Genomic DNA, 23,957 nt, shown 5'->3' with positions numbered 1-23,957 from the left:
GGAATTTTCAGCTTCCGTCGCTCGTGCGTGGGGGCAGGGGCGTTCCAAAGAGTTCCTCGGCCACGCGCGCACAGATGCTGGCGGCGCGATCGCGGACCCGCTGGAGTTGGCCCTCGAAAAAAGCGGCATCCGCGCTCTCCACCACGTCCCCAATATGCAGCGCCTCGGATGATTGCATCGCAAAGGCGCGGAAGAGGTAGGTGCCCGAAAGCGCGCGAAGGGCCTCCGTCTGACCCTGGGCGTCAAGCCAGTCCTCCGAAGCACCAGAGGTCGTGATGGCGCAGAGATGACCTTTGCCGAGCAGTCCTTCACCCGACCTGTCCTGAACCTGACGCACAGTCGTTCCCGCGCCCAGAACGCGATCGATATAACCGACAAGCATGGCTGGCGGCATGCCGAACCAGATAGGAAAGACGAAAACGACCACATTGGCGCCGCGCAATATGTCCAGTTCCGCCGTTACGTCGGGCGACAGGTGATAGCCCTTGCGATCAGGCCGTTCGCCATTCTTCAGCACCGGGTCGAAATTCATGGCGTACAGGTCGCGCAGGATAGACTGTTGCCCCGCAGCCTCCACAGCCTGGCAATAAGCATGGGCGATGGCGGCGTTGAAGCTATGGGGATCAGGGTGCGCGAGCACCACTGCATGCCGGATAGGAGAAGGAGCAACTCGGGGCATCGGAACCTCCATCTTCACGAATGGCGATGTCTCGCCTCCTCATATCCATCGAGTATGCGCCGCATTTGGGCGAGGGCCTCGCGGCGCGCTCGCTCGTTCCTGATGCGGCCAAGATGCTGTTTGAGATGGGTGATAAAGTCGGCATAGTCATTCTGCCAATCCGGCCCGCTAAGCTGTTCCATGTCCACGCGACCTGTCTGGATGCGCTTCGCCTGCGTTCCCGGCTCAAGCGCATAGACCTCGCCGATCTGCGGCGCGACGATATTTGTGGCGGGATCGTCTGCCTGAACGAGGGTCCGCAACGCTGCCACCGCTTCGGGTTCGCCATGATCGAGGAAAAGGCTGCCGGTTATCGGTCGGCGCGCGCTGATCCAGCTGTGCAGTTCGTCGCGGTCGGCATGGGCGGAATAGCTGTCGATCCGCCGAATGCGCGCGCGTACATTAACATCCTCGCCGGAGATACGCACACGCTGCGCGCCGTCGAGCAAGACCCGGCCAAGCGTGCCCTTCGCCTGAAAGCCCACGAACAGGACCGTCGATTCCCGCCGGAAGAGATTATGCTTCAGATGATGGCGAATGCGGCCTGCCTCGCACATGCCCGATGCCGCCATGATGATCGCGCCTGACATGGTGTTGAGCCGAACGGATTCCGCGACATCCTCGACATAATGGATCGAGGGATGACGGAAAATGTCTTCGCCGCCCGTATCCTCCAACTCCGAGGCATGAGCCGCGAACACCTTGGTCGCCCGGCTCGCGAGCGGTGAGTCGACGAAGATCGGGACGTTGGGAATCCGCTTGGCATCGGCCAGCTTGGCAAGGTCAAGGAGCATTTCCTGCGTCCGCTCGAGCGCAAAGCTGGGGATCACGAGGTTGCCGCCGCGGCTCAAGGCATCCTTGATCTCGGCCTCAAGTTGATTGCGGCGCTGCTCGATCGTGAATTTATCGCGCGCGCGATCGCCATAGGTCGCTTCGCATACCACATGATCGACGCCGGTCGGCGCTTGCGGGTCGGGATGGAAGGCTTTGTTGACCGGCCCCAGGTCTCCCGACATCAGCAGGCGCACGCCCGCCGCCTCGATTTCCACCGACGCCGCGCCCAATATGTGCCCGGCATTCCAGAAGCGCGCGCGAAATCCGGGCGCCGGATCGAACCAGTCGCCCAGCGGCACCGGATGGCTGAGCCGCCACGCATCCAGCGCATCCTCTTCGGTGTAGAGGGGCTCAAACAGGCTCTCGCCCGCGCGATCGCGGCGCCGATTGCGGCGATCCGCCTCGCTTTCCTGAATCCTGCCTGCATCCGCCAGCATATATTCCAGCAGGTCGGAGGTGGCGGGCGTGCACCAGATTGGCCTCTTATAACCCTGCGCCGCCATTTTGGGCAGAAGACCGCAATGATCGATATGGGCATGGGTCAGCACGACCGCGTCGATCTTGGCGGGGTCGAAGCTGAAGGCCCCGTGGTTCAAGGTCTCAAGCGTGCGCGATCCCTGGAACAGCCCGCAGTCGACAAGGATGGCTCGGTCGCCCAGCCGCAATTCCATGCAAGAGCCCGTGACCGTGCCTGCCGCGCCGTGGAATGTCAGAGTCAACGCTGAACTCACGCGAACCTCTCCCGCTCATCTTTTTCCCGATCATAACTCAATAGGCCAAAGAAGGAGAGGCGCAGTCCGTAGTTATACGGATGAGGCGGCCCCCATGCCTGTCATCCGTATCATTCCCAATGTTCCTGATGGCATGGCCTCTGCAAACTCCCGCCCCATGACCACCGAAACGCTAGCTGCGCCCCCGCCCGTCAAGGATGATGTGATCGCCTGGTTCGACGCGCTCGGACGCGCCGATGTCGGGCGCGTGGGTGGCAAGAACGCCTCTCTTGGCGAGATGGTCGCCATACTCGGCAAGGCAGGCGTGCAGGTTCCACCGGGCTTTGCAACAACGGCGTGGGCCTATTGGGCGCTCATCGACCATAACCGCATTGGGGATCGACTCGCTGCCATCGTGGCGCAGTATCGGAACGGGACGATGCCGCTTCATGAAGCGGGTGAGGCAGCCCGCCGCCTGTTTCTGGATGCGGAACTGCCGCCGCAAATCGCCGAACCCATTATCTCCGCTTATCGCGATTTATCGCGCAATGCCTGCAAGCACGAAGTCGCTGTCGCAGTGCGATCCAGCGCGACAGCCGAGGACCTGCCGGACGCCAGTTTTGCTGGGCAACAGGAGAGTTTTCTCAACGTCGTTGGCGAGCGCGCCTTGCTCGACGCATGTCGGCGTTGTTTCGCCTCGCTCTTCACCGACCGGGCGATTGCCTACCGCGAGGCCAAGGGTTTCGACCATCTGCGGATCGCGCTTTCCATCGGCATCCAGATCATGGTGCGATCCGATCTGGCCGGGTCGGGCATCATGTTCTCGATCGACACGGAGACCGGATTTCCGCGCGTCGCCGTCATCAGCGCGGCCTGGGGCCTGGGCGAGACCGTGGTGCAGGGCCGCGTCGATCCCGACAGCTATCTGGTCTTCAAGCCTTTCCTCTCGGACGGGCGACTGAAACCGATCGTGGAGAAGCGGATCGGTGCCAAGGCGCAGAAGCTGATCTACGCGACGGGCGGCAGCGCGCGTACAGAACTGGTCGATTGCAGCCATCACGAGCGCGAGCATCATGTCCTGGAAGACGAGGAGATACTGGAATTGGCGCGCTGGGCCGTGCTGATCGAGCAGCATTATGGCTGCGCGATGGACATGGAATGGGCCAAGGATGGAGAGAGCGGCAAGCTCTTCATCGTGCAGGCGCGACCGGAAACCGTGCATGGCGCGCGATCCGCCACCGCGCTCAAAACCTGGCGGCTGACGGCCAAGGCGCCCGCGCCGCTCGCCACGGGCGCAGCTGTCGGCGACGCGATCGCTGCCGGGTCGGCCTGCATCATTCGGAGCACTGAAGACATAGCGAGTTTTGTCGATGGAGCCATCCTCGTCACCGACAACACCGACCCCGATTGGGTGCCCGTCATGCGGCGCGCGGCGGGCATCGTCACGGATCACGGCGGCCCGACCAGCCATGCGGCCATTGTCAGCCGCGAACTGGGCGTCCCTGCGGTCGTGGGAACCGGCGACGCCACGAGCCGCATCGCGGCGGGCCAGGAAATAACGCTCTCCTGCGCCGAAGGCGACCGGGGTCAGGTCTATCCCGGCCGGTTGCCTTTCACAGGCGAAGAAGTGGATACGGCCAGTCTGCCTGCATCGCGGACGCAGTTGATGCTGAACGTCGCCAGTCCCGCCAAAGCCTTCCGCTGGTGGCGGCTCCCATCTCATGGCGTAGGCCTGGCCCGGATGGAATTCATCATCAGCAATCTCATCCGTGTGCATCCGATGGCGCTTGCCCACCCCGATCAGGTGACGGACATCGCCGAGCGCCGCGAGATTGAAAACCTGACCCGCAGCTATGCGCATCCGCGCGATTATTTCATCGAGACATTGGGGCGGGGCATTGGGAAAATCGCGGCCGCGCACCATCCGCATCCGGTGATCGTGCGCCTATCCGACTTCAAAACCAATGAATATGCCCATCTGCTGGGCGGCGCCGCGTTCGAGCCGCATGAAGAAAACCCCATGCTCGGTTTCCGGGGGGCGTCGCGTTATTATCATGAACGCTATCGCGACGGCTTCGCGCTGGAATGCCGCGCCATCCGCTTCGTGCGAGAAACGATCGGCTTTGAAAATGTCATTGTCATGATCCCCTTCTGCCGGACGCTGGCCGAAGCGGACAAGGTCATCACCGAAATGTCGCGCCATGGACTGATGCGCGGCGAGCGGGGGCTTCAGCTCTACATGATGGCGGAAATCCCTGCGAATGTGGTCCTCGCTGAACAGTTTGCCGCCCGCTTCGACGGCTTTTCGATCGGCTCCAATGATCTGACGCAACTCGTTCTCGGCGTCGATCGTGATTCCGATCTACTGGCACCGCTGTTCGACGAGCGCGACCCTGCGGTAATGCAGATGATCGCCGACCTCATTGCTCGCGCGCGAAAGGCGGGCGTGAAGGTGGGAATATGCGGGCAGGCGCCGAGCAACTATCCCGAATTCGCAGAATTCCTCGTGCGGGAGGGCATCGATAGCATCTCCCTCAACCCTGACAGCTTCGTTGCTACCCTGAAAATAGTTGCCGTAGCGGAGGCCAGGCAGAAATCCCCGGTTGCATGATGTGCGGACGCTGCTGAGTGTCGGCCCCGATTCCAGATAGCCTTAAATGGTCTTCGGGGGGACATCTTGGTCTTGTCGGCCTCTCCACGTCACAGGCGCGCGAGCGGCTGGCGGAGGATGGCCCCAACGAACTGCCCCGGCCAAACCGACGGACGCCCCTGCGCATCGCGATGGAGGTGCTGCGGGAGCCGATGTTTGCCATGCTGCTGGCGGCGGGCGTTGTCTATCTTCTGCTCGGCGACCGCACTGAGGCGCTGATCCTGCTCGGCTTTGCTGGCTTGTCGATCATCATCACGATCGTGCAGGAGGCGCGCACCGAACGTACGCTTGAGGCATTGCGAGACCTCTCGGCACCGCGCGCCCTGGTTGTACGTGACGGGGAAACCCTGCGCATCCCTGGTCGTGAGGTCGTAAATGGCGACATCCTGGTGTTGGAAGCGGGGGACCGGATCGCGGCGGATGCGCTGGTGGTGGAGGCCCGCGAGCTTGAAGCAGACGAGTCGCTGCTGACCGGCGAGGCTGTGCCGGTTCGCAAGCGGCCTGGGCTCGCCGGGGATGCTGAACAGGCGGAGCCGGGGGGCGACGATACCCCTCATCTCTTTTCGGGAGCGATCGTGACGCACGGCGGGGGCATCGCACGGGTGACGGCTACCGGCACGCACAGCCGCATTGGCCAGATCGGACGGTTCCTCGAAACATTGGAGACAGAAGCGCCACATCTTCACAAGGAAACCACCCGAATGGTCAGCCTGTGCGCGGTCGGCGGTGTCGCCGTCGCACTGCTGGTGGTCCTGCTGTACGGATGGGTGAGGGGCGACTGGATGGCCGCGCTGCTGGCCGGGATCGCGACGGCAATGTCGTTGTTGCCTGAAGAGTTTCCGGTGGTCCTCACCATATTCCTGGCCATGGGCGCATGGCGTATTGCACAGGTCGGCGTGCTCACCCGACGGGCCTCCGCGATAGAGGCTCTGGGCGCGGCCACGGTCCTGTGTACGGACAAGACCGGGACACTGACTCAGAACCGGATGACGGTCACTGAATTGTGGCTGCCGTCAGGTGAGGCGGCGGTTCTTGGCGAGGGATTACCGCAAGCGCAATTCCATGACCTGATCAGCGCGGCTGCCCTGGCGAGCGCTCCCGTGCCGGTCGATCCGATGGAGGTGGCATTCCACACCGCTGCTCGGGATGTCCGGGTTCCTGCTCGCGAAGACTGGCTCTTGGTCCACACCAACGGTCTTCAGCCGGACCTCCTGGCAATGTCCAATGTCTGGCGGCCCGCGAACGCCGGGGAACCATTGCTTGTTGCCGCGAAGGGCGCACCGGAAGCGATCGCGCGTCTGTGTCGACTGGACGAAGGGGCTCGTTCGGCCCTTGAGCGGGCGGTTCAGGTCATGGCGGCTCGCGGGATGCGCGTTCTGGGCGTGGCTTCTGCCAATATAGCGGAGCCAAATGTCGGGATAGGGCATGAAGCGCACGCGTTCAGTCTTCTCGGGCTGATCGGCTTGTCCGATCCGCTGCGGGCGGGGGTTCCGGAAGCCGTGGCCCAATGCCGCATGGCTGGGATCCGGGTAGTCATGATAACCGGCGACTACCCCGCCACCGCGCAGGCTATTGCGCTACAGGCGGGGATCGGCGCAGGCGCGCTCATGACCGGCGGCGACGTCGCGGCTATGTCCGATGCGGAGCTTTGCGCACGCGTGAAGGACGTGGCCATTTTCGCGCGCACCATGCCGGAACAGAAGTTGCGCATTGTCTCGGCGCTCAAAGCGGCGGGTGAAGTGGTCGCTATGACCGGTGACGGCGTCAACGACGCACCGGCGCTAAAGGCCGCCCATATCGGCATCGCCATGGGCAAGCGCGGCACGGACGTAGCGCGGGAGGCGGCGGCCATCGTCCTGGTTGAGGATGATTTTGGTGCCATCGTCGTCGCCATTCGGCTCGGCCGCCGCATCTATGACAATATCCGCAAGGCCATCGGGTTCATCTTCGCCGTGCATGTGCCGATCGCAGGGCTTGCTGTTTCGCCACTTCTGCTGGACCTTCCGCTGGTGCTGGGGCCAATCCAGATAGCCCTTCTTGAAATGATCATCGATCCGGTTTGCGCGCTCGTCTTCGAAGCCGAACGGGAAGAAAACCGTATCATGCGCAGGCCACCTCGCAATCCGGAAGAACGCCTCTTTTCCGGACGTCTGGTCCTGCCAAGCATCGCTTATGGCGGGATTGCCTTCGCGCTGCTCCTCGCTCTCCACGTCTGCGCGACCGTCTGGGGCTATGACCCTGGCCGCGTACGAGCGCTCCTCTTCTTCGGGCTGGTGACGTCCATCATGGCGTTGGTGCTGGTCAACCGGTCCTTCAGTACATCCCTGACGAGCGCCGTCTGGCGACACAATGTTTCGCTGCGCTATGTCGCGCTGCTCGTCCTGCTGGCTTGTGCACTGATTTTCATGCTGCAACCCCTGCGTCAGGTTCTGGACTTTGCTCCGTTGAAGCTGACGGATTTGGCCCTCCTGATCCTGATGCCAGCCTGCGTTCTCCTACTGTGCGAACTGCTCAAGGGCCGCATGGGATGGAGCGCAGGTCGCGCCGCGCGCGCGGGTTGACGCACTGCCCAGCTACAAGTTCGGAGCGATATTATCCGTCCATCTCCATGCCAGCGTTTTGGCCCCCCGCATATCAGTGCTTGCGCACAAACTCGGCTCGCAGAACCAGGCCTTTGATGCCCTCATAACGGCAATCGATTTCCTGTGGGTCGCCGGTCAGCCTGATCGACTTGATCACGGTGCCTTTGCGCAGCGTCTGCCCGGCGCCCTTCACCTTCAGATCCTTGATCGTGATGACGCTGTCGCCGTCCGCCAGAAGGTTACCGGCGGAATCATGCACTTCAACCCGGTCTGCGAGCTGGTCCTTGGCAGCAGCCTCCGCCGCGGAGATCCACTCGCCCGAAGCTTCGTCATATACATACTCGTCGTTCGTATCGGTCATTTCAAATCCCCGGATCTGGTGGTTAGTTGAGCCGCTGGGCTGCGGAAGTTGGTGCGAGAATGATTGCCCTTGCGAGGCGGAGGGCGTCGGGAAAATCATCGCTGAAGATGACGCGCCGATCCGCCGGTCCCAGCGATACCCGCTTGAGCATCGCCATGGGTTGTGCCTGAACGCCTGAAACGATGATCTGCGTCCCGGCGGAGGCTGCTTGCCGGACGATTTCCTCGATCGCCGTCACGCCGCTCGCATCAAGCAGGGGCACCTGCCGCAGTCGAAGGATGATGACCTTCGGCGTGGGGCCGACCCGCCGCAGCGTATCGAGCAATTCATTCGCGACGCCAAAGAAGACCGGGCCATCGACACGGAACACCTCGACACCCGGCGGAAGGGCATCGCGCTGGTGGATGTCCTCCCTTTCTTCGGGTGGCGGCGTTCCATTGCCGCTGTCGTTCGCAATCTCCACCGTGCGACTCATGCGCATCATGAACAGCAGCGAAGCCAGTGTCACCCCTACGCCGATCGCCACGGTGAGATCGACCAGCACAGTGAGACCGAAGGTCAGCAGCAACAGGCCCCGGTCGCCATTGGGCATTTTAAGCAGCTGGATGAAGCGATGATGTTCGCTCATGCCCCAGGCGACCATGAACAGGATGGCCGCGAGTGCTGCCAGCGGCACGAAGGCCATGAGATCCGAGGCGAACAGAATGAACAGCAACAGGAACAGCGCATGCATCATGCCCGCGATGGGCGTGATGGCGCCCGCCTTGATGTTGGTCGCCGTGCGGGCGATGGCGCCCGTCGCTGGCAGGCCACCGAACAATGCGGATGCGATGTTGGCGACGCCCTGGCCGACAAGCTCCTGATTGGATCGATGCCTTGATCCGATCATGCCATCGGCCACGACCGCAGACAGAAGTGCCTCGATTCCCGCCAGAAACGCGATCGTGAATGCAGAGGGGACGACCGCCTGAAGCTTGGCAAGAGAGAAATCTGGCAAGGCGGGTACAGGAATTCCGGTAGGCAGGTTTGGAAAGCGCGATCCGATCGTTTCCACCGGCAACTGGAGCAGCGCCGCCGACGCTGCTGCCAATATGACCGCGATCAGGAATCCCGGCGCCCGTGGCGCCCATTTGCGCAGTGCGATGATCAGCGCCAACGATCCGGCGCCGATCGCTAAGCTCAATATCTGGATGCTGCCCAGCGCAGAGAAATAGGCCTGCCATTTGGGGATGAAATCGGCAGGGACACCGCCGTCTATCCGCAGGCCGAGAAAATCCTTGACCTGGCTCGACGCGATAATGACGGCGATGCCTGCGGTGAATCCGATGACGACGGGTTGGGGAATGAAGCGGACGAGACTGCCCAGACCCGAATATCCAGCAATGATCAGCATCAGCCCAGCCATCAGCGTGGCCAAGAGCAGTCCGTCATAGCCATGCTGTGCGATGACGCCGAAAACCACGACGACAAAGGCGCCTGTCGGCCCACCGACCTGAACCCGCGATCCGCCGAGCGCAGAAATCAGGAAGCCGGCTATAACGGCTGTAATGAGCCCCTTATCAGGCGAGGCCCCACTCGCGATCGCCAGCGCCATGGCAAGGGGGAGGGCTACAATCGCGACCGTGAGCCCGGCAATGCAATCGCGCCGCATGCGGTCGGCCGAATAGCCCTCGCGCAAGACGGTGATCAGCTTCGGCGTGAAGGCGACAAGCCGTGCGTTACGATCCATCGTCTTCAGCCGTCTGATCGAACAGCAAAGAGGGCACGCGCCTGGGTTGGCGGCCCGCGGCTGTTTCCTTGAGGCGGACCCCACGTCCTGCGCCGTTGCTCTGAGCATTTTCGCCGATGATCTCGATCCCTGCCGCTTCGAGCGCGCTGATCACCTTGACCAAGGTATCAACGACGCTTCGCACCTGTCCGTCGGAGGCTTCCATGCGCTGGATCGTCGGCAGGGACACGCTCGCCAAAGCGGCGAGTTGGCGCTGATCGATTCCGAGCAACGCTCGCGCCGCCCGCATTTGCTGAGAAGTGATCATTGGTCCTCATATGATGTATAAAACATCAAATTACATTCTTTGAATGTATATATGCAATGCGATAGGTCAAATCTAGATGTCATCTATCGGATTTGGCGGACTGGCGAGAGCAGGCCTCCGCCGCAATAAGGTCAAAATTTGACAGTCCGGACGACTATCGTCCTTACGCACCATTTTTGTCCGCATCAGTTTCTCGTTCGGGAGGATGAGCAACCCGAAGCCCGACATCCAACGAAATGCTGGTTTAATCGCCGCATCGGATCGGCGCGACAGCCCTCTTTTACCTTGCGGCAAGCTGGGGCGGCGCTATGAAGAGCGCGCTGGATCGCGCCACAGGGGGCTTGCACGGACAGATCCGGCGAGGCTGGGGGGATAGCCTTGAGCGCTATAGGGAATTTCTGTCGGATCTTGGCCGGGCTGGGCGCTTTGGGCCTGTCATCTGCGCTGGCCGCGCAGTCGGAGCTTGACCGGCCGCTGTTGCAGGACAGCTTTCGCATCGGCAGTGGCGGCGGAGCGCTCTGTCAGGCGCAGAGCGTCAACGGCGACCCGGCAAGCCGCACCATGTTCGATCGCGCCTGGGCCGTCGTATGCCGTGACGCCGCGCGTCCGGTAGGCCGTATCTATGCGCTCCGGCGGAGCGGGGCCGATAGCGAAGCGGCGCTGCTTGAAAGACTGTCAGCATCGCGCCGATCTTCCGTGAACTGCAGCGCGCCGGGCGGCATGACCTTGCCCGATATTGGTGCGGTAACAGTCCGCAATTGCTCCAGCGAAGCGGGCGCTTACCGCATCCTGTCCGTCGAACGGGGCAAGACGCTTTATGTGACGCAGGGCTTCGCGCCCTATGATACGGTCCTGGACCTTGGCCTCCGCACCGTCGCTTTGGGCCGCACCGTGCCAGGCAAGATCGACATCGTCACGACCGGCGGCAGCAATGCGGCGGCCTTTGCCCGGATGCAGGCGGCGACCCTCGATCCGCAGACCGTGATGGCGGAGGGCTATCGCCGTAACGCCTCGGGTAACTATGCCGAGGCCGCCGAATTTTTCGACAGCCTGACCGACCGCCTCGCCCGTGATCCGGATACGCAAGCCTTAAGCCCTGCCGAACGGGCCAACCGACGACACGAATATCTTGTGAACCACGGTTTGCAATTGTCCAACCTTGGCCTGTTCGATCAGGCCGATGCCGCTTTTGCCCAGGCTCGCGCCGTGCCGACGGCCGACGCTGTCCAGCTCCGCCTGCGCCGTAATTTCGAAGCGGTGCATCACCTCAATCAGCGCGATCTTCAAGGCGCGCTCGCCTTGCTCGACCAGCCGGTGGAAGGTGGGACGGCGCTGGCCGCTGGCACTGATGGCGCAGTGACCTTGCCGAGCGACGTGGCGGCGGAATTGAGCAGTGGCGCGCCTGAAACGCGGGCACTGGGCGTGCGGCAGGATACGGCGCTCACACCCGGCGAGCGGGCGGCCATACTCGATGCGCAAGCACAGCAATTGCGCGGCACCATCTTGCGCCTGTCGGGCAAGCCTCGGGAGGCGCGCACCGTGCTCACCCAGGCGCTCAACGACGTGCAGCGGGTGCGCGATGGCCGTGTGACCTCGATCACCCGGCTGCGCGCGCAACTGCTGGGTGAGATCGCGCTGACGCACGAAGCGGAGCAGGATTATGGCGGTGCCGAGGCGCGGCTCAATCAGGCCGTCAGGCTGATCGCCGCGCAATATCCCGAAACGATGGCCCTCAACGGCGCGCGTGCTCGTTTGGGCGCGTTCCTCGTGCGGCGCGGGCGGACTGATGAGGCGTTGAAGACCTATCGCGCGATCATGACGTCCACTGTGGCCAATCGTGGCACGCTGACGGCGATGGCGAACCAGTTGCAGCCCTATTTCACGCTGCTCACGTCCGAAATGCCCCGGCGCCCGGAGCTTGCGGCGGACCTGTTCGAAGCGTCGCAATTGCTGGTGCGTCCCGGTGCGGCCGAGACGCTGGAATTGCTGAGCCGCGAATTGTCGGCGGGCGACGGAGAGGCCGCGCGTCTTTTCCGCCAGTCGACATCTCTCTCTCGCGATATAGAGCGTGGCCGCATCGCCCTCGCCCAATTGCGTGAAGCGGGCAAGGGCGACAGCGCGACCCAGGATGAGATCGCGCGGCGGCAGGCGGAGATCGACGCGCTGGCGACCGATCAGGCCGCGACGCTGACGGCACTGGCCGCCTATCCCCAATATCGCGCCGTCAGCCCGCAGGCGCTGACCCTTGGCGAAATGCGCGGAACGTTGAAGGTGGGGGAGGGCTATTACAAGCTCGCGCAGCTTGGCGATGCCCTCTACGCCCTGTGGATAGACGGGCAGGGGGCAACAGGCTTCCGCTTGCCTGTCAGCGCTGGCGAGGTGGCGCGCAAGGTCGCGGCGTTGCGCGATACGATTTCGACCGATGTCGCGGGTGTGCAATCCACCTATGCGCTCGACCTGCCGGTGGCACGCAGCCTCTATCTCGACCTGTTCGGCCCGATCGATGCGCGGCTGAAGAGCGCGCGGCATCTGATCTTCGAGCCGGACGGCGCGATGCTGCAACTGCCGGTCAATCTGCTGGTCGCCAGTCAACCTGGCGTCGATGCCTATGTCGCACGGCTGGAGAAGGGCGGCGACGAGTTCGACTTTCGTGGCGTCGACTGGCTCGGCCGCGATCATGCGGTGAGCACCGCCTTGTCGGCCCGCGCTTTCCGCGACGCCCGGCTGACGCCGCCCTCGGGCGCACCGCAAAGCTATATCGGCTTTGGCGACAATGCGCCGATCGCCGGGCCAAGGCTGGCCGCGCTGACGCGTGGCGCGCTGCCCGGTCAGGCTGACGATTGCAGCTGGTCGCCTGCCCAATGGAACCACCCCATTCCGGCGGCCGAGTTGCGTCAGGCGGCGCAGGCGGTTGGAACATCGGGCAGCGAACTCGTCACCGGCGCGGCCTTCACCGATGAGGCGGTCAAGGCGCGCAATGACCTCAACCATTTCCGTATCCTGCATTTCGCTACCCACGGCCTTGTCACGCCGCCGCGCGCGGGATGCCCGGCCCGTCCGGCCTTGCTGACCAGTTTTGCGCCAAAATCCGGGTCGGATGGCCTGCTGCAATTTGGCGAAATCTTCGATCTGCGGCTGGATGCGGACCTTGTCATATTGTCGGCCTGCGACACGGCAGGGGCGGCGGGGGCCGAAACGACCCGCGCGGCCGGGCTTTCCGGCAGCGGCGGAGCGCTTGACGGACTGGTGCGCGCCTTCATCGGTGCGGGCGGTCGTTCCATCATCGCGAGCCATTGGCCCGCTCCCGAAGAATATCGCGCGACCGAAAGACTGATGGCCGGGCTGTTCGCGGCTGCTCCCGACCAACCAGTGGCTGAGGCGCTGCGTCTGGCCCAGATTCAGCTGATGGACGACGCGGACACTTCGCATCCCTTCTACTGGTCCGGCTTTGCCGTCATAGGCGATGGCGCCCGTCCGTTGATCGCCCGGCGCTGATCCCGATGGCGGCGCAAGGCCTGTTGCGCCGGGGCGCGCGCGTGATGCAGGACGCGGGGCGATGGCGGCTTGCCGGGACGGCGCTGTTATTGCTGCTGGCGTTGTTCGTCGCGGGGTGGAACTGGACCAAGCCATTGGGCGCCGCCGGTTCAGAGCGGGAGATGCCGACCGCCGACGCGGAGCGTGGCCTGTATGATTGGCGCGCGGCCACTTTCGCGCCCCGTGTCGAGCAGGACAAGCGCATCCTGATGGTCGTCTATGACGATCAGACATTGATCGCCACGCGCAAACGCTCACCACTGGACCGCGGTCTTTTGGCGCGGGCGCTGCGCAATCTGGACGCGATGGGCGCAACCTCCATCGGCATCGATATATTGTTCGATCAGCCGCAGGATGAAGACGCGCAGCTATTGTCGGCGCTGCATGCGATGCGCACGCCGGTCTGGCTCGGCTATGCCAATTTCGGCGATAACCGCGAACAGATCATCTTCGAACAGCAGCAATATCTGGACCGGTTCATCGCTGAGGCGCGGACCTCCAGGGTCAGGCCCGCGAGCATCCGGTTGGAAACGGATTCCGACAATGTCGCGCGCAGCTGGCCAAAGCCAGTGCCGGGCCAGCCACCGCTGCTGTCGCTGGCGATGCACCCGTCGGCACCCTTTGCGCATTATGGCGGCGCTATCCGTTTTCGCATGCCGAACGCCCAGGCGGACGGATCGGAAGAACCGGTGATCCCAAGCCTTCAGATCGACTTGCTCGCCGATCCCTCCATGGCCGCTGCTCTCGCGCCGATGGTGCGGGGCCGGCATGTGCTGATCGGCGGCGACATCGTCGATATCGATCAGTTCGAGACATCGCTGTCCGGACGGCAGGCGAAGTCCACGATGATCGGGCTGGAAGTGCATGCCACGATGCTTGCGCAACTGCTCGATCGCGCTCTGTTGCCTGCGGTGCCAGGCTGGGTAATGTGGATCGCGGCGGCGCTGATCATACTGGCCGCAGCGCTCACTAGCCTCGCGGATTTGCGTTGGTTCTGGCTGGTGCCCGCACTTGGACTTCAAGCCGTGGCCATAGCGGGCTTGCCGCTTTGGTTGCAGGCGAGCGGCTGGGACACCAAGGGGCTGCCTGCCGCCGGGTGGGCGCTGGGCTGGGTCGTCACCTTTGCGGCCGTCAGCGCGGCGGCGCGGGCGGTGAATTCGCAGCAGCGCCGCTTTGCGCAGGCGGCGCTGGGAAAATATCTTCCCCGCGACATCGCCGCGCAGATATTGGCCGAGCCAGAGAAGCTGGCGCTGCATGGCGAAAAGCGACCCATCTTCACCCTCTTCACCGATCTGGAAGGCTTCACCAAACTGAGCCACGCGATCGCGCCGGAAATGGTCGCGCAGTTGCTGAACCGTTACCTCGACATGTTGAGCGACGTCGTCCTCGCCCATGGCGGGACCATCGACAAATTCGTCGGCGATGCGGTCGTCGCATTCTGGGGCGCGCCGATCGCGCGAGAGGATGACGGGCGCAAGGCCGCACTTGCGGCTTATGCCATGTGGCAGGCGGGGGAGGCGTTCCGGCAAGATCTGCCGCCCGGCGTCCCGCCGATCGGTCGAACGCGAGTGGGGCTGCACCATGGTGATGCGATCGTCGGGAATTTCGGCGGCGAAGGGCGCATCCAATATACGGCTCTGGGCGACAGCATGAATACGGCGGCGCGGCTTGAAGCGGCGAACAAGGCGCTGGAAACGTCGGTGCTGGTTTCGCGAGAAGCAATGGAGCGGTCGGGCCTCGACTGGTGGCGACCAATGGGCCGGGTCCGCCTTCGCGGTCGGTCGACGCCCGTCGACCTGTTTGAGCCAGCGCCGGATTTCGTGACCGCCGATCGCGCTCGACTGAGCGCCGCGCTTGCCGCCTTCGACACCGAAGATGCGGAGAAGCGGGCGACAGGGCTGGCCGATCTCAAGGCAGTGGCGCAGGAGCATCCGGATGATGCGGCTCTCGCCAATCTGGTGTATCGCTATGAATATATTGGGGACGGAGGAACTTATGGTCTGGGCTAAGGGGGCGGTGGCGCTCGGGATGGCGGTGGCCGTGGGCGCTGGGACGCCTGCATGGGCCGACAGCCTGGTGGTGCGGTCTTCGGGACCCTCGGCGGGCAGCTATGCGCCGGGCAAGAAGCTCGCGGATGGCGGGGCACTGCTGCTCAAGGCGGGGGACGTTGTGACGTTGCTCGATGCGAAGGGCACGCGAACGCTGCGTGGACCGGGCCGTTTCAACGTGACGGCGGCGGCGACAGTGCCTGCTTCCAATGTGACCATGGCGGCGCTGCTCGATACGAAAAGGGTTCGCCGGGCGCGCACCGGGGCCGTGCGCGGCGCATTGGGGGACGCGTCAGCGGTGGCGAAGCGGCCCAATCTGTGGTTGGTCGATGTTGCGCAGCCGGGGCCGCTATGCGTGTCCGATCCCGCCGCCGTGCGCCTGTGGCGTGCCGATGCCAAAAAATCGGCAACCGTCCGCATCAGCGGCGGTGGCGCGCAGGGTACGGCCAGCTTCGCCGCTGGGGAGGCGATGGCGGCATGGCCCGCAGCGCTCCCCGTCAAAGATGGCGCAACCTATCGGATGGATGCCGATGGGCGTTCCGCCGACATTCGCTTCGCACTGCTGGGGGCACCCGCTGGCGGGATCGACAGCACGGCATCAGCGCTGATCGCGAATGGATGCCAGGCGCAGCTTGATCTGTTGATCGATACGGCGGCACGCTAGGGACTTGATAAGCCGACGGGCGGCGGGCAGAGCGCCTTCACCCGGACGGTCGCAGCGACAGGGACGACAGGCCATATGGCCGCTCCCGTCGCACTTTGGGGGAATGAGACGGCTATGGGGTTTCAGGGGGCAGCAACATCCCGCATGACGGGGCGTGCGCAATGGCGGATGGCGCTGGCACTGACTGCCATGGTGCCAATGCCCGCAATGGCGCAGGTCGCGCCGCGCGCGCCGACGCGGGAGGAACTGTCCCCGGGGCAGCAGGCCGCCGACGTCGCGGGCGAAGGAAGCCGTCTGACCGTCGAAGGCGGTGTGGAGCGCGCGCCCTGCCCCCTGGCCGATCCGCGCTTTGCCAATGTCACCGTGAATTTTGCCGATGTGCAGTTTGACGGCCTTCGCGGCGTGGACGCAGCAGTCCTGAAGGACAGCTGGGGCGATCTGGCGGGGCGCGACGTGCCGATCGCCAGCCTGTGCGAAGTCCGCGACCGGGCCGCGACGGCGCTTCGGCAGCTGGGCTATCTGGCGGCGGTGCAGGTCCCGTCGCAGCGGATCGAGAAAGGCGGCACCGTCCGTTTCGACATATTGATGGCGCGGCTGGTCGCTATCGAGGTGCGGGGCGATGCGGGCCGGAGCGAACGGCTGATTGCCGCGCATATGGAAGCGCTCAAGGGGCAACCGCTGTTCAATGTGCATGAGGCGGAGCGGCACCTGCTGTTGGCACGCGACCTACCGGGCTATGACGTGCGGCTGGCGCTGCGGCCCGCCGGGACGGCGCCCGGCGAGGTCATCGGCGAAGTGCAGGTGGTGCGTCGCCGGGTGGAGATGGACGTCAATGTCCAGAACCTTGGCAGCAACGCGGTGGGCCGCTTCGGCGGCCTCGCGCGGGTGCGCTTCAACGACCTGACCGGGATGGGGGACAGCACGGTCCTCAGCATCTTCAACACCGTGCAACCGAGCGAGCAGACGGTGTTGCAGGTCGGACACAGCATGGCGCTGGGGAGCGACGGGCTGCGGCTGTCGGGCGACTTCACCTATGCCTGGAGCAAGCCGGATATCGACGGGCTGGACCTGTCGTCCAAAACGATGATCGCTTCGGCCGCACTGTCCTATCCCCTGGTGCGGCGACAGGTGCACACGCTGTTGGCGAGCGGCGGGCTGGACGTGGTCGATCAGGACCTTCGCATCGGCTCTCTGCCCTTGTCGCGTGACCGGCTGCGCGTGCTGTTTCTTCGGCTGGAGGGAGAGGCGATCGATGCCGACAGCCTGGGCAGTACGACCGGCTATTCGGCGATCGAACCCAAATGGCGGATCGGTGGCAATCTGGAACTACGTCACGGACTCGCCGGATTGGGGGCGAGTGAGCCTTGCGGTAATCAGGCGGCCTGCATTCCGACGGGGCAGTTGGACGGAGATGCCTCCGCTTTTCTGGTGAGGGCAGGGGTGCAGGCGGAATATCGCCCCACCCCGAAGCTGACTTTCGCGCTGTCGCCCCGCGCGCAATATAGCCCGGACCCGCTGCTGTCCTATGAACAGATGAGCGCGGGCAATTATACGGTCGGGCGCGGCTATGATCCGGGCACGCTGACGGGTGACAGCGGCGTCGGGTTCGGGGCGGAGGTCCGCTACGGGCGGATCACCCCGAAGGGGCCGGGCGCGATCGCGGTGCAGCCTTTCCTTTTCTTCGACGCGGCATGGATGTGGCACCAAAGCAGCGTCTTTGCCGGGCTTGATCCGCAAAAGCTCTATTCGGCCGGTGGCGGGGTGCGGGCGACCTGGTCCAATCATGCGCGGATTGATGTGACGCTGGCAACGCCGCTGCGGCGCGCGGGGTTGCAGACGGAGCGGGGAGACACGCGGTTGCTGTTGTCGCTTAGCACTCGAATTCTGCCGTGGAGGCGTTAATGTCGGCAAAGCGTAGCAAATCCTGGCTTTTGACCCTGTTGGGCCGCTCCAGCGCCGTTGCGCTCGCGGTTGGCTGCGGCGCTGGCGTGGCGCAGGTCAACAAGGCTTTTCAGGGCAGCTATTCGGTACAATCAGGCGATGCCTTTGTTTCGCAAGGATCGTCCGCCGGGACCGACACCATCTCGTTGAATTCGTCTGAGGCGATCATCGACTGGACGCCTGACGATACGAGCGGCACTGGCCCGATCGACTTCCTGCCCCAGAATAACACTGTCGTCTTCAGTGGTTTCAGTGACTTCACCGTCTTGAACCGAATCCTGCCCGTCAATGGCAGCGGGGTGTCGGTTTCGCGAGTGATCGAACTGAACGGCACTGTGCAGAGTCAGATCAACGGCAGCACGGGCGGCAAAGTGTGGTTCTACGCGCCGGGCGGGATCGTGGCTGGTCCTAATGCCTTGTTCAATGTCGGGTCGCTGGTGCTGACCAGCAATGACATCGACACGACCGGCGGGCTCTACGGGAGCGGGGGCGAGATCCGTTTTCGCGGTCCCACCAACGTCCTGACATCGGTCGAAGTGAAACCGGGCGCGCAGATCAACGCGCTATCGAGCGGCAGCTATGTCGCGCTGGTAGCGCCGCGCGTGGTGCAGGGCGGCACGGTGACCGTCAATGGCGCGGCTGCCTATGTCGGTGCGGAGGCTGCGGATATCAGGATCAACGGTGGCCTGTTCGACATCAGCATCAGCGCGGGCACGACCGACGCCAATGGCGTGGTGCATACGGGCAGCACGGAGCGGCCGGGCGCGACGGTCACCGATGCGCAACATGTCTTCATGGTTGCGATGCCGAAGAATCAGGCGTTGACCATGCTCTTGTCGGGCAATGTCGGCTATGACGCAGCGGCAAGCGCGGTGCAGTCGGACAGCGCGGTAGTGCTGTCGGCTGGCTATGACGTAGCGGGCGGGGTAATCGGGCCGCGCAATATGACGGGCGCGGGCGAGGCGAGCATCAGCATCGGCGGCGGGACCTGGCAACCGGATGTTACGGGGCAGGCGACCGGCAATATCGCCATTCAGCCAAGCGCTGCCGCGAACTTCGCGAACCTCAACCTGACGGCGGAGCGGGCGATCACGCTGCAATCGGGAACTGCGGGAGCCATAGGGGCAACGGGCACCATGGACCTGAAGGCGGGTGAGGCGATCACCGTGCGCGCCGATCAGGGCGGCAGCATCAGCGTTGGCGGCGACATGCACCTGACCGCCGGGTTTGGCGGCACGGGCGGGACGATCGACGTCCTGACCTTTGGTGGCAGCGCCTTGCCAGCGGGCAATGGGCAGATCGACGTCACCGGGGCGATGCAGCTGGATGCCAACGCCTATGGCTTGGGAGGCATTAACTTTCCGGTACTGGCTGGAGGCGACGCCACGGGTGGTGCGATCAACGTCATCGCGGCAGGCGGTTCGATCAGCGCGGCTAGCCTGTCCGCTTATGCCAACGCGACGGCGGGGGCCGGCAGCGACAGTGCAGGCAATGCGACGGGCGGCGCCATCACCGTATCGGCACGAACCGCCGCAGGACCGAGCGGGCCGCTGGCGGGGGCGATCGATTTTGGCACCATGACGTTGAGTGCGACCGCCGGGGTCGAATATAGCTATTCCTCCCCGCCCGCCACAGGCGGTAACGCGACAGGCGGGACGATCGACGTCTCTGCGGCGGGTGGCGGCATCACGACCGGCTATTTCGACATATATGCCAGCGCGACCGGCGGCGATGCCAGCGGGGTGGCGGGGACCGGCACGGGGGGCAGCATTACCCTGTCGGCAAGTGCCGCAAACGGGCTGCGCGGCAGTTTCGGGGCCGATTGCACCTTTTATTGCAACGTCATCGCCGATGGCCGGGGCGGCTATGGCGCGAACGGGGCGAATGGCACGGGTGGGTCGATCCTGATCCACGCGACCGACGCGAGCTTTGTGGCGGATGGCAGTCTGTATCTGCACGCGAAAGGCGTGGGCGGGGAAACGGCATCTTTTGACGGCGTTGCGGGCCGAGGCGGCGATGGGTTGGGCGGCAGCATAGCGGTGGAGAGCCGGGCCGGTGCAGCAGGAAACGCGGTGATGCTTTTCGGCACCCTCTATGCTTCGGCTGACGGTGCTTCGACGGAAGGATCGTTCGGCTTGATGGCCGAGTCGAGTTTCGGTGGCTCTGCGTTCAGTTCGGGAGGTTCGGCCTTTAACGAGGGCGATGGCGGGAACGGCACTGGCGGCTCGGTGAATTTCCTGGTCGCGGGCGGCAGTTTCGACGCGGCTAGCCTTTATGCGGGCGCCAATGGACAGGGCGGGTCTTCCTCCATCAACTGCCCGTCATGCGGTGACGGCGTCACGCCGTTTCAGGCGGGTAGCGGGCAGGGCGGATCGGTCCAGTTCCTGATGACCGGCGGCACCGCCAACATCGCCAATCTGGAATTGGGCGCGGGCGGCATCGGCGGCGAAGCGGTCGCGGCGAATGCCAGCGATGAAGTGACCAGCCTGGCCGGTACGGGCACTGGAGGCACGGCGATATTGGAATCGCGCGGCGGCGTGCTGAATGCGGGCAGCATTTTGGTTGAGGCCAACGGCGCGGGCGGCGGCCCCGACCCCTATTATTCCTTCTATTCCTCTAACGGACCCAATGGCGCGGACGGCGGCGCGGGCATCGGCGGCACGGCCCGGTTGCTGATGGGCGCGGGCGGCACCGGCCAGATCGTCGTGACCGGAGAGCTGGGCATCCGGGCACAGGGCCATGGCGGTGCCGGTGGTGAAGCCGGATCGGGTTCGCCCGGCGGCCTGTTTACGGCGGGCGCTGGCGGCAATGGCACTGGCGGCACGGCGGAACTGACTCTGGCGAGCGGGGCGCTGACAGCGCCGTCGCTGCTGGTGTCGGCGGCTGGCCTCGGTGGCGGCGGCGGCAATAACAGCAGTGATGCGGCGGGCGGCGCGGCAGGCGATGGCACGGGCGGAACGGCGCGCGTCGCTTATCTGAGCGAAGGCCATGCGATCGGCGCGTTGAGCGTGTCGGCGACTGGCGAAGGCGGATTGGCGGGTATCAACGGCTATATCGATAGTTTCGATGAGGCGACCGGCGACCCGATCTATGCCTTTGGCCCCGGTCAGGGCGGTGCGGGTGGCGCCGGGACGGGTGGCACGGCGGACATGCTGATCGACGTCGATCCCGGCTTTGCCAGCCTGATCGTCAGCGCCGACGGTATCGGCAGCGCGGGCGCGGATAGCGCCAGCAGTGGCGCGGGCGGCACGGGCACTGGCGGCATCGCGGCGCTCAACATCGGTTTTGGCGCGACCAGCGTCAGTGGCGAGTTGCGCGTGTCGGCTTCCGGCTTTGGCGGTGCTGGCGGCACGGCGGTCAACGGAGCGGCGGGCCGGGGCGGCGATGCCTTTGGCGGCACGGCGACGCTGGGGCTGACCGGGGGATCAACCTCTCTCGACGCGGGCGACATCGGCGTGCTGGCCGAAGCGTTTGGCGGCGCGGGCGGCGTTGGCGCGTTCCAGAGCGGGCTGGGCCTTGCGGGCGCGGATGGCGGTGACGCACAGGGCGGGACTGCGCTGTTCGCGGTGGATGCCGGGGCGAGCGCGGTCACTGGCGCGGAACTGATGTTGAGCGGCAATGCGACCGGCGGTGCGGGTTCGGCCGGGATCGATGGGCTTGCCGGTGGGGCAGGCGGTTCGGGCGGCAATGCGGCGGGCGGGTCGGCCACATTGCGGATCGACGGCGGAAAATTGCGTATAAGCAACAGCTTTTCGACGCTGCCCGCCTACAGCATCACGGCGGTTGGTCAGGGCGGCGCGGGCGCCAATGGCGGCGTTGCGAGCGACCCGGCGCTGGCCGATGGCGCGGGCGGCAACGGCGGAACGGGGGCGGGCGGTGTCGCCTCCTTCGAAGCGAGCGATGGCGATTTCTTGCTGGGGCCGCTTTCCATCGTCGCTGACGGCGCGGCGGGACTGGCTGGCACGGGCGGGATCGACGGCCTGACGAGTGGCGGGACGGCTTCCCTCACCAACGGCGGCGGCATCGCGCTGGGCGCGGGTGTGCAGCGGCAACTGGTTTCGCTGTCCATGACCGCCAATGGCGATGCGGGCGGCCGGATCAGCTTTACCGACAGCAGCAGTGCGGCAGGCGGCGGCCTGCGCGTGGCCGGGCCGATGACATTGCATGCGGCGGGCAAGGTGGTGCCGGGCTTCACCGGCATCAGCTTTGCCGCGTCGGGCAATGTGGTGCAGGTGGGTGGCGCGGCCGATTTCCTGACGGAAGGGCCGCTGTCCTTTGCCTTCAACGGCGGCGGCGCGCTGGCGGTGACGGGCGCGCTGACCGGCTATTCGGGCACGAGCATCACGTTCAGCCATGCCGGACGGGCGGCAGGCACGGACAGCCTGTCGGCGGCCAGCATCGCCCTCGACACGCCGGGCGGCATCAGCGCGTCGGGCGCATCGCTGCGTTCGGCGGGATTGCTGACGATGAACGGATCGGGGATCAGCGCGCAGGCTCTGGCTTCGGGTGGAGCTGCGGCGTTGGATGCGGGAGCCGGTGATCTGGTGGTGAACGACCTGCTGGCGCAGGGTGCGATCAATGCGCTGGGGCGGAATATCAGCCTGGGGTCGAGCGGTGGGATGACGATCGCCAATGCCGTGGCGAGTGGCGATGTGCTGTTGAATGCCGCAGGGCTGGTGGCAGTGAACGGCCGGGTCAGCGGCCAGGCGGTGACGATCGGTTCTGGCGACATCGCGATTTTAGCCAATGGGCAAGTGAGCGCGGTGGGACTGTTGCGCTTCGATGCCTCGGGTGCGCAGGCGTTCATTGGCGGTGGCGATGCGACGGTGGGCTACAGCCTGTCGGCGGCGGAGCTGGGCCGTGTATCGGCAGGCGGCATTGCGATCGCGGGCGCGGGGGATGTGGCCGTGCGCGACCTGACGATCGGGACCAATGTGCTTCCGGGCGACGGAGTGATGAGCATCGGCGCAGCCGGGCTGTTGCGCGTGCAGGGCGCCGTGGCGATGACCGGGCGGACGGGCGATGGTGGGCTGACGCTGACGGCCGGAGACGCGCTGGAGGTAATCGCGGGGCTTGGGTCCGTCGCGATCAGTGACGGCAATGGCGGACTGGGCGGTGTGCTGACGCTTGACGCGCCGTCCATCTATGTCGCTACGGCGGAGGCGATTGCCGATGTGCGGGCGGCGGATTCGCTGACGGCGCGGGATTTGCGGCTGGCGCAGAATGATGGGCTGGCGCTGGACGCCGGGATGTTGCAGGCGGGGACGATCCGTCTGGCCGCGACCGACGGTATCTTCATCCAGAATAGCGGGCTGTCGACCAGCTTTGCCGACCGGCGCGGCTTTACGGCCAACAGCCTGATCATCAGCAGTGGGAACGGGCGGCCGCAAATTGCGATCAACGGCCGGCTGGCGCTGGCTGGCGGCGGCTTTGCGACCGGGCTCGACACGATCCCGTTGGTGGCGATGGATGGACATTATGCTGCGGGATCGAAGATCAACGGCTGCTTCATCTTCGGATCGTGCACCGCGTTGAGCTTCGACAGCAGGGACACGTTCGACGGCCTGCTCGATCCCACGGTGGCGGTGTCGCGCATCTTCCCGACGGCGTTCATCGCGTTGCGGGATGTCGTGACGGAGGGCTTCCCTCCGCTGATCGACGAGCCGGTGACCGGCGCGGGCAACGAGGATCTGTGGGAAGCGCCATGCGGCGGACCGGGGGAGCCGGCCTGCGATGCGCAATAAGCGGAAAGATCAAGAGAAACGGGATTGAAAGGGTGGCGCGGACGCGGCTAGAGCGGTCGCGCGCAAGGGGGCGTGTGAATGGGGGGCTTCAGGAGCCATGGAGTGAGCAGGCGGGCGGCTGGCATGGTAGTGCTG

The 23,957-nt window shown here is 64.9% G+C and carries 12 protein-coding genes; 7 read left to right on the top strand and 5 right to left on the bottom strand.

The annotated features are described in order from the left end of the window. Positions 1-7 precede the first annotated feature (7 nt). Positions 8-679: an NAD(P)H-dependent oxidoreductase gene (locus ACZ5TH_RS13885; protein ID WP_464795582.1), complete on the bottom strand. Its 672-nt coding sequence runs from the start codon at positions 677-679 to the stop codon at positions 8-10. A gap of 14 nt (positions 680-693) precedes the next feature. Next, entirely contained in the window at positions 694-2,283 is a 1,590-nt protein-coding gene (locus ACZ5TH_RS13880) for an MBL fold metallo-hydrolase (RefSeq protein ID WP_464795581.1), read from the bottom strand. Positions 2,284-2,440: 157 nt separating this feature from the next. Here ACZ5TH_RS13880 and ppsA point away from each other — a divergent pair, with 157 nt between their 5' ends. Continuing rightward, on the top strand, positions 2,441-4,873 hold the full coding sequence (gene ppsA / locus ACZ5TH_RS13875; protein WP_464795743.1) for a phosphoenolpyruvate synthase: 2,433 nt from the start codon (positions 2,441-2,443) through the stop codon (positions 4,871-4,873). Positions 4,874-4,890: 17 nt separating this feature from the next. After that, positions 4,891-7,473 (top strand): cation-translocating P-type ATPase, encoded by a 2,583-nt coding sequence (locus ACZ5TH_RS13870; protein ID WP_464795580.1) that lies wholly within the window; start codon positions 4,891-4,893, stop codon positions 7,471-7,473. Positions 7,474-7,546: 73 nt separating this feature from the next. Here the strand turns inward: ACZ5TH_RS13870 and ACZ5TH_RS13865 are convergent, their stop codons facing one another. Genes ACZ5TH_RS13865 through ACZ5TH_RS13855 form a run of 3 tightly spaced genes read right to left on the bottom strand, consistent with a single transcriptional unit; the run spans position 7,547 to position 9,891 of the window. Further along, positions 7,547-7,855 (bottom strand): alkylphosphonate utilization protein, encoded by a 309-nt coding sequence (locus ACZ5TH_RS13865; RefSeq protein WP_449469547.1) that lies wholly within the window; start codon positions 7,853-7,855, stop codon positions 7,547-7,549. A 22-nt stretch (positions 7,856-7,877) separates the two neighbouring features. After that, on the bottom strand, positions 7,878-9,584 hold the full coding sequence (locus tag ACZ5TH_RS13860) for a SulP family inorganic anion transporter (protein WP_464795579.1): 1,707 nt from the start codon (positions 9,582-9,584) through the stop codon (positions 7,878-7,880). Further along, on the bottom strand, positions 9,574-9,891 hold the full coding sequence (locus ACZ5TH_RS13855; RefSeq protein ID WP_464795578.1) for a helix-turn-helix domain-containing protein: 318 nt from the start codon (positions 9,889-9,891) through the stop codon (positions 9,574-9,576). Before ACZ5TH_RS13855 ends, ACZ5TH_RS13860 begins: the two co-directional genes overlap by 11 nt. A 408-nt stretch (positions 9,892-10,299) precedes the next feature. Here ACZ5TH_RS13855 and ACZ5TH_RS13850 point away from each other — a divergent pair, with 408 nt between their 5' ends. The 5 genes from ACZ5TH_RS13850 (at position 10,300) to ACZ5TH_RS13830 (ending at position 23,822) form a co-directional block, all read left to right on the top strand. Continuing rightward, positions 10,300-13,386, top strand: coding sequence for a CHAT domain-containing protein (locus tag ACZ5TH_RS13850; protein WP_464795577.1), 3,087 nt, complete (start codon positions 10,300-10,302; stop codon positions 13,384-13,386). 5 nt (positions 13,387-13,391) lie between these two features. Beyond that, on the top strand, positions 13,392-15,434 hold the full coding sequence (locus tag ACZ5TH_RS13845; RefSeq protein ID WP_464795576.1) for a CHASE2 domain-containing protein: 2,043 nt from the start codon (positions 13,392-13,394) through the stop codon (positions 15,432-15,434). Next, positions 15,421-16,137: a hypothetical protein gene (locus tag ACZ5TH_RS13840; protein WP_464795575.1), complete on the top strand. Its 717-nt coding sequence runs from the start codon at positions 15,421-15,423 to the stop codon at positions 16,135-16,137. Before ACZ5TH_RS13845 ends, ACZ5TH_RS13840 begins: the two co-directional genes overlap by 14 nt. A gap of 144 nt (positions 16,138-16,281) precedes the next feature. Beyond that, on the top strand, positions 16,282-18,039 hold the full coding sequence (locus ACZ5TH_RS13835; RefSeq protein WP_464795574.1) for a ShlB/FhaC/HecB family hemolysin secretion/activation protein: 1,758 nt from the start codon (positions 16,282-16,284) through the stop codon (positions 18,037-18,039). Then, positions 18,039-23,822 carry a beta strand repeat-containing protein gene (locus tag ACZ5TH_RS13830; protein ID WP_464795573.1) on the top strand — a complete coding sequence of 1,928 codons (5,784 nt, stop codon included), beginning with the start codon at positions 18,039-18,041 and terminating at the stop codon, positions 23,820-23,822. The genes ACZ5TH_RS13835 and ACZ5TH_RS13830 overlap by 1 nt, the downstream gene beginning before the upstream one ends. The last annotated feature ends 135 nt before the right edge of the window (positions 23,823-23,957 follow it).

The sequence above is a fragment of the Sphingobium sp. TomTYG73 genome, assembly GCF_055394245.1.
The sequence above is the reverse complement of the archived record's forward strand: the minus strand, read 5'-3'. Positions and strand labels throughout refer to the sequence as shown.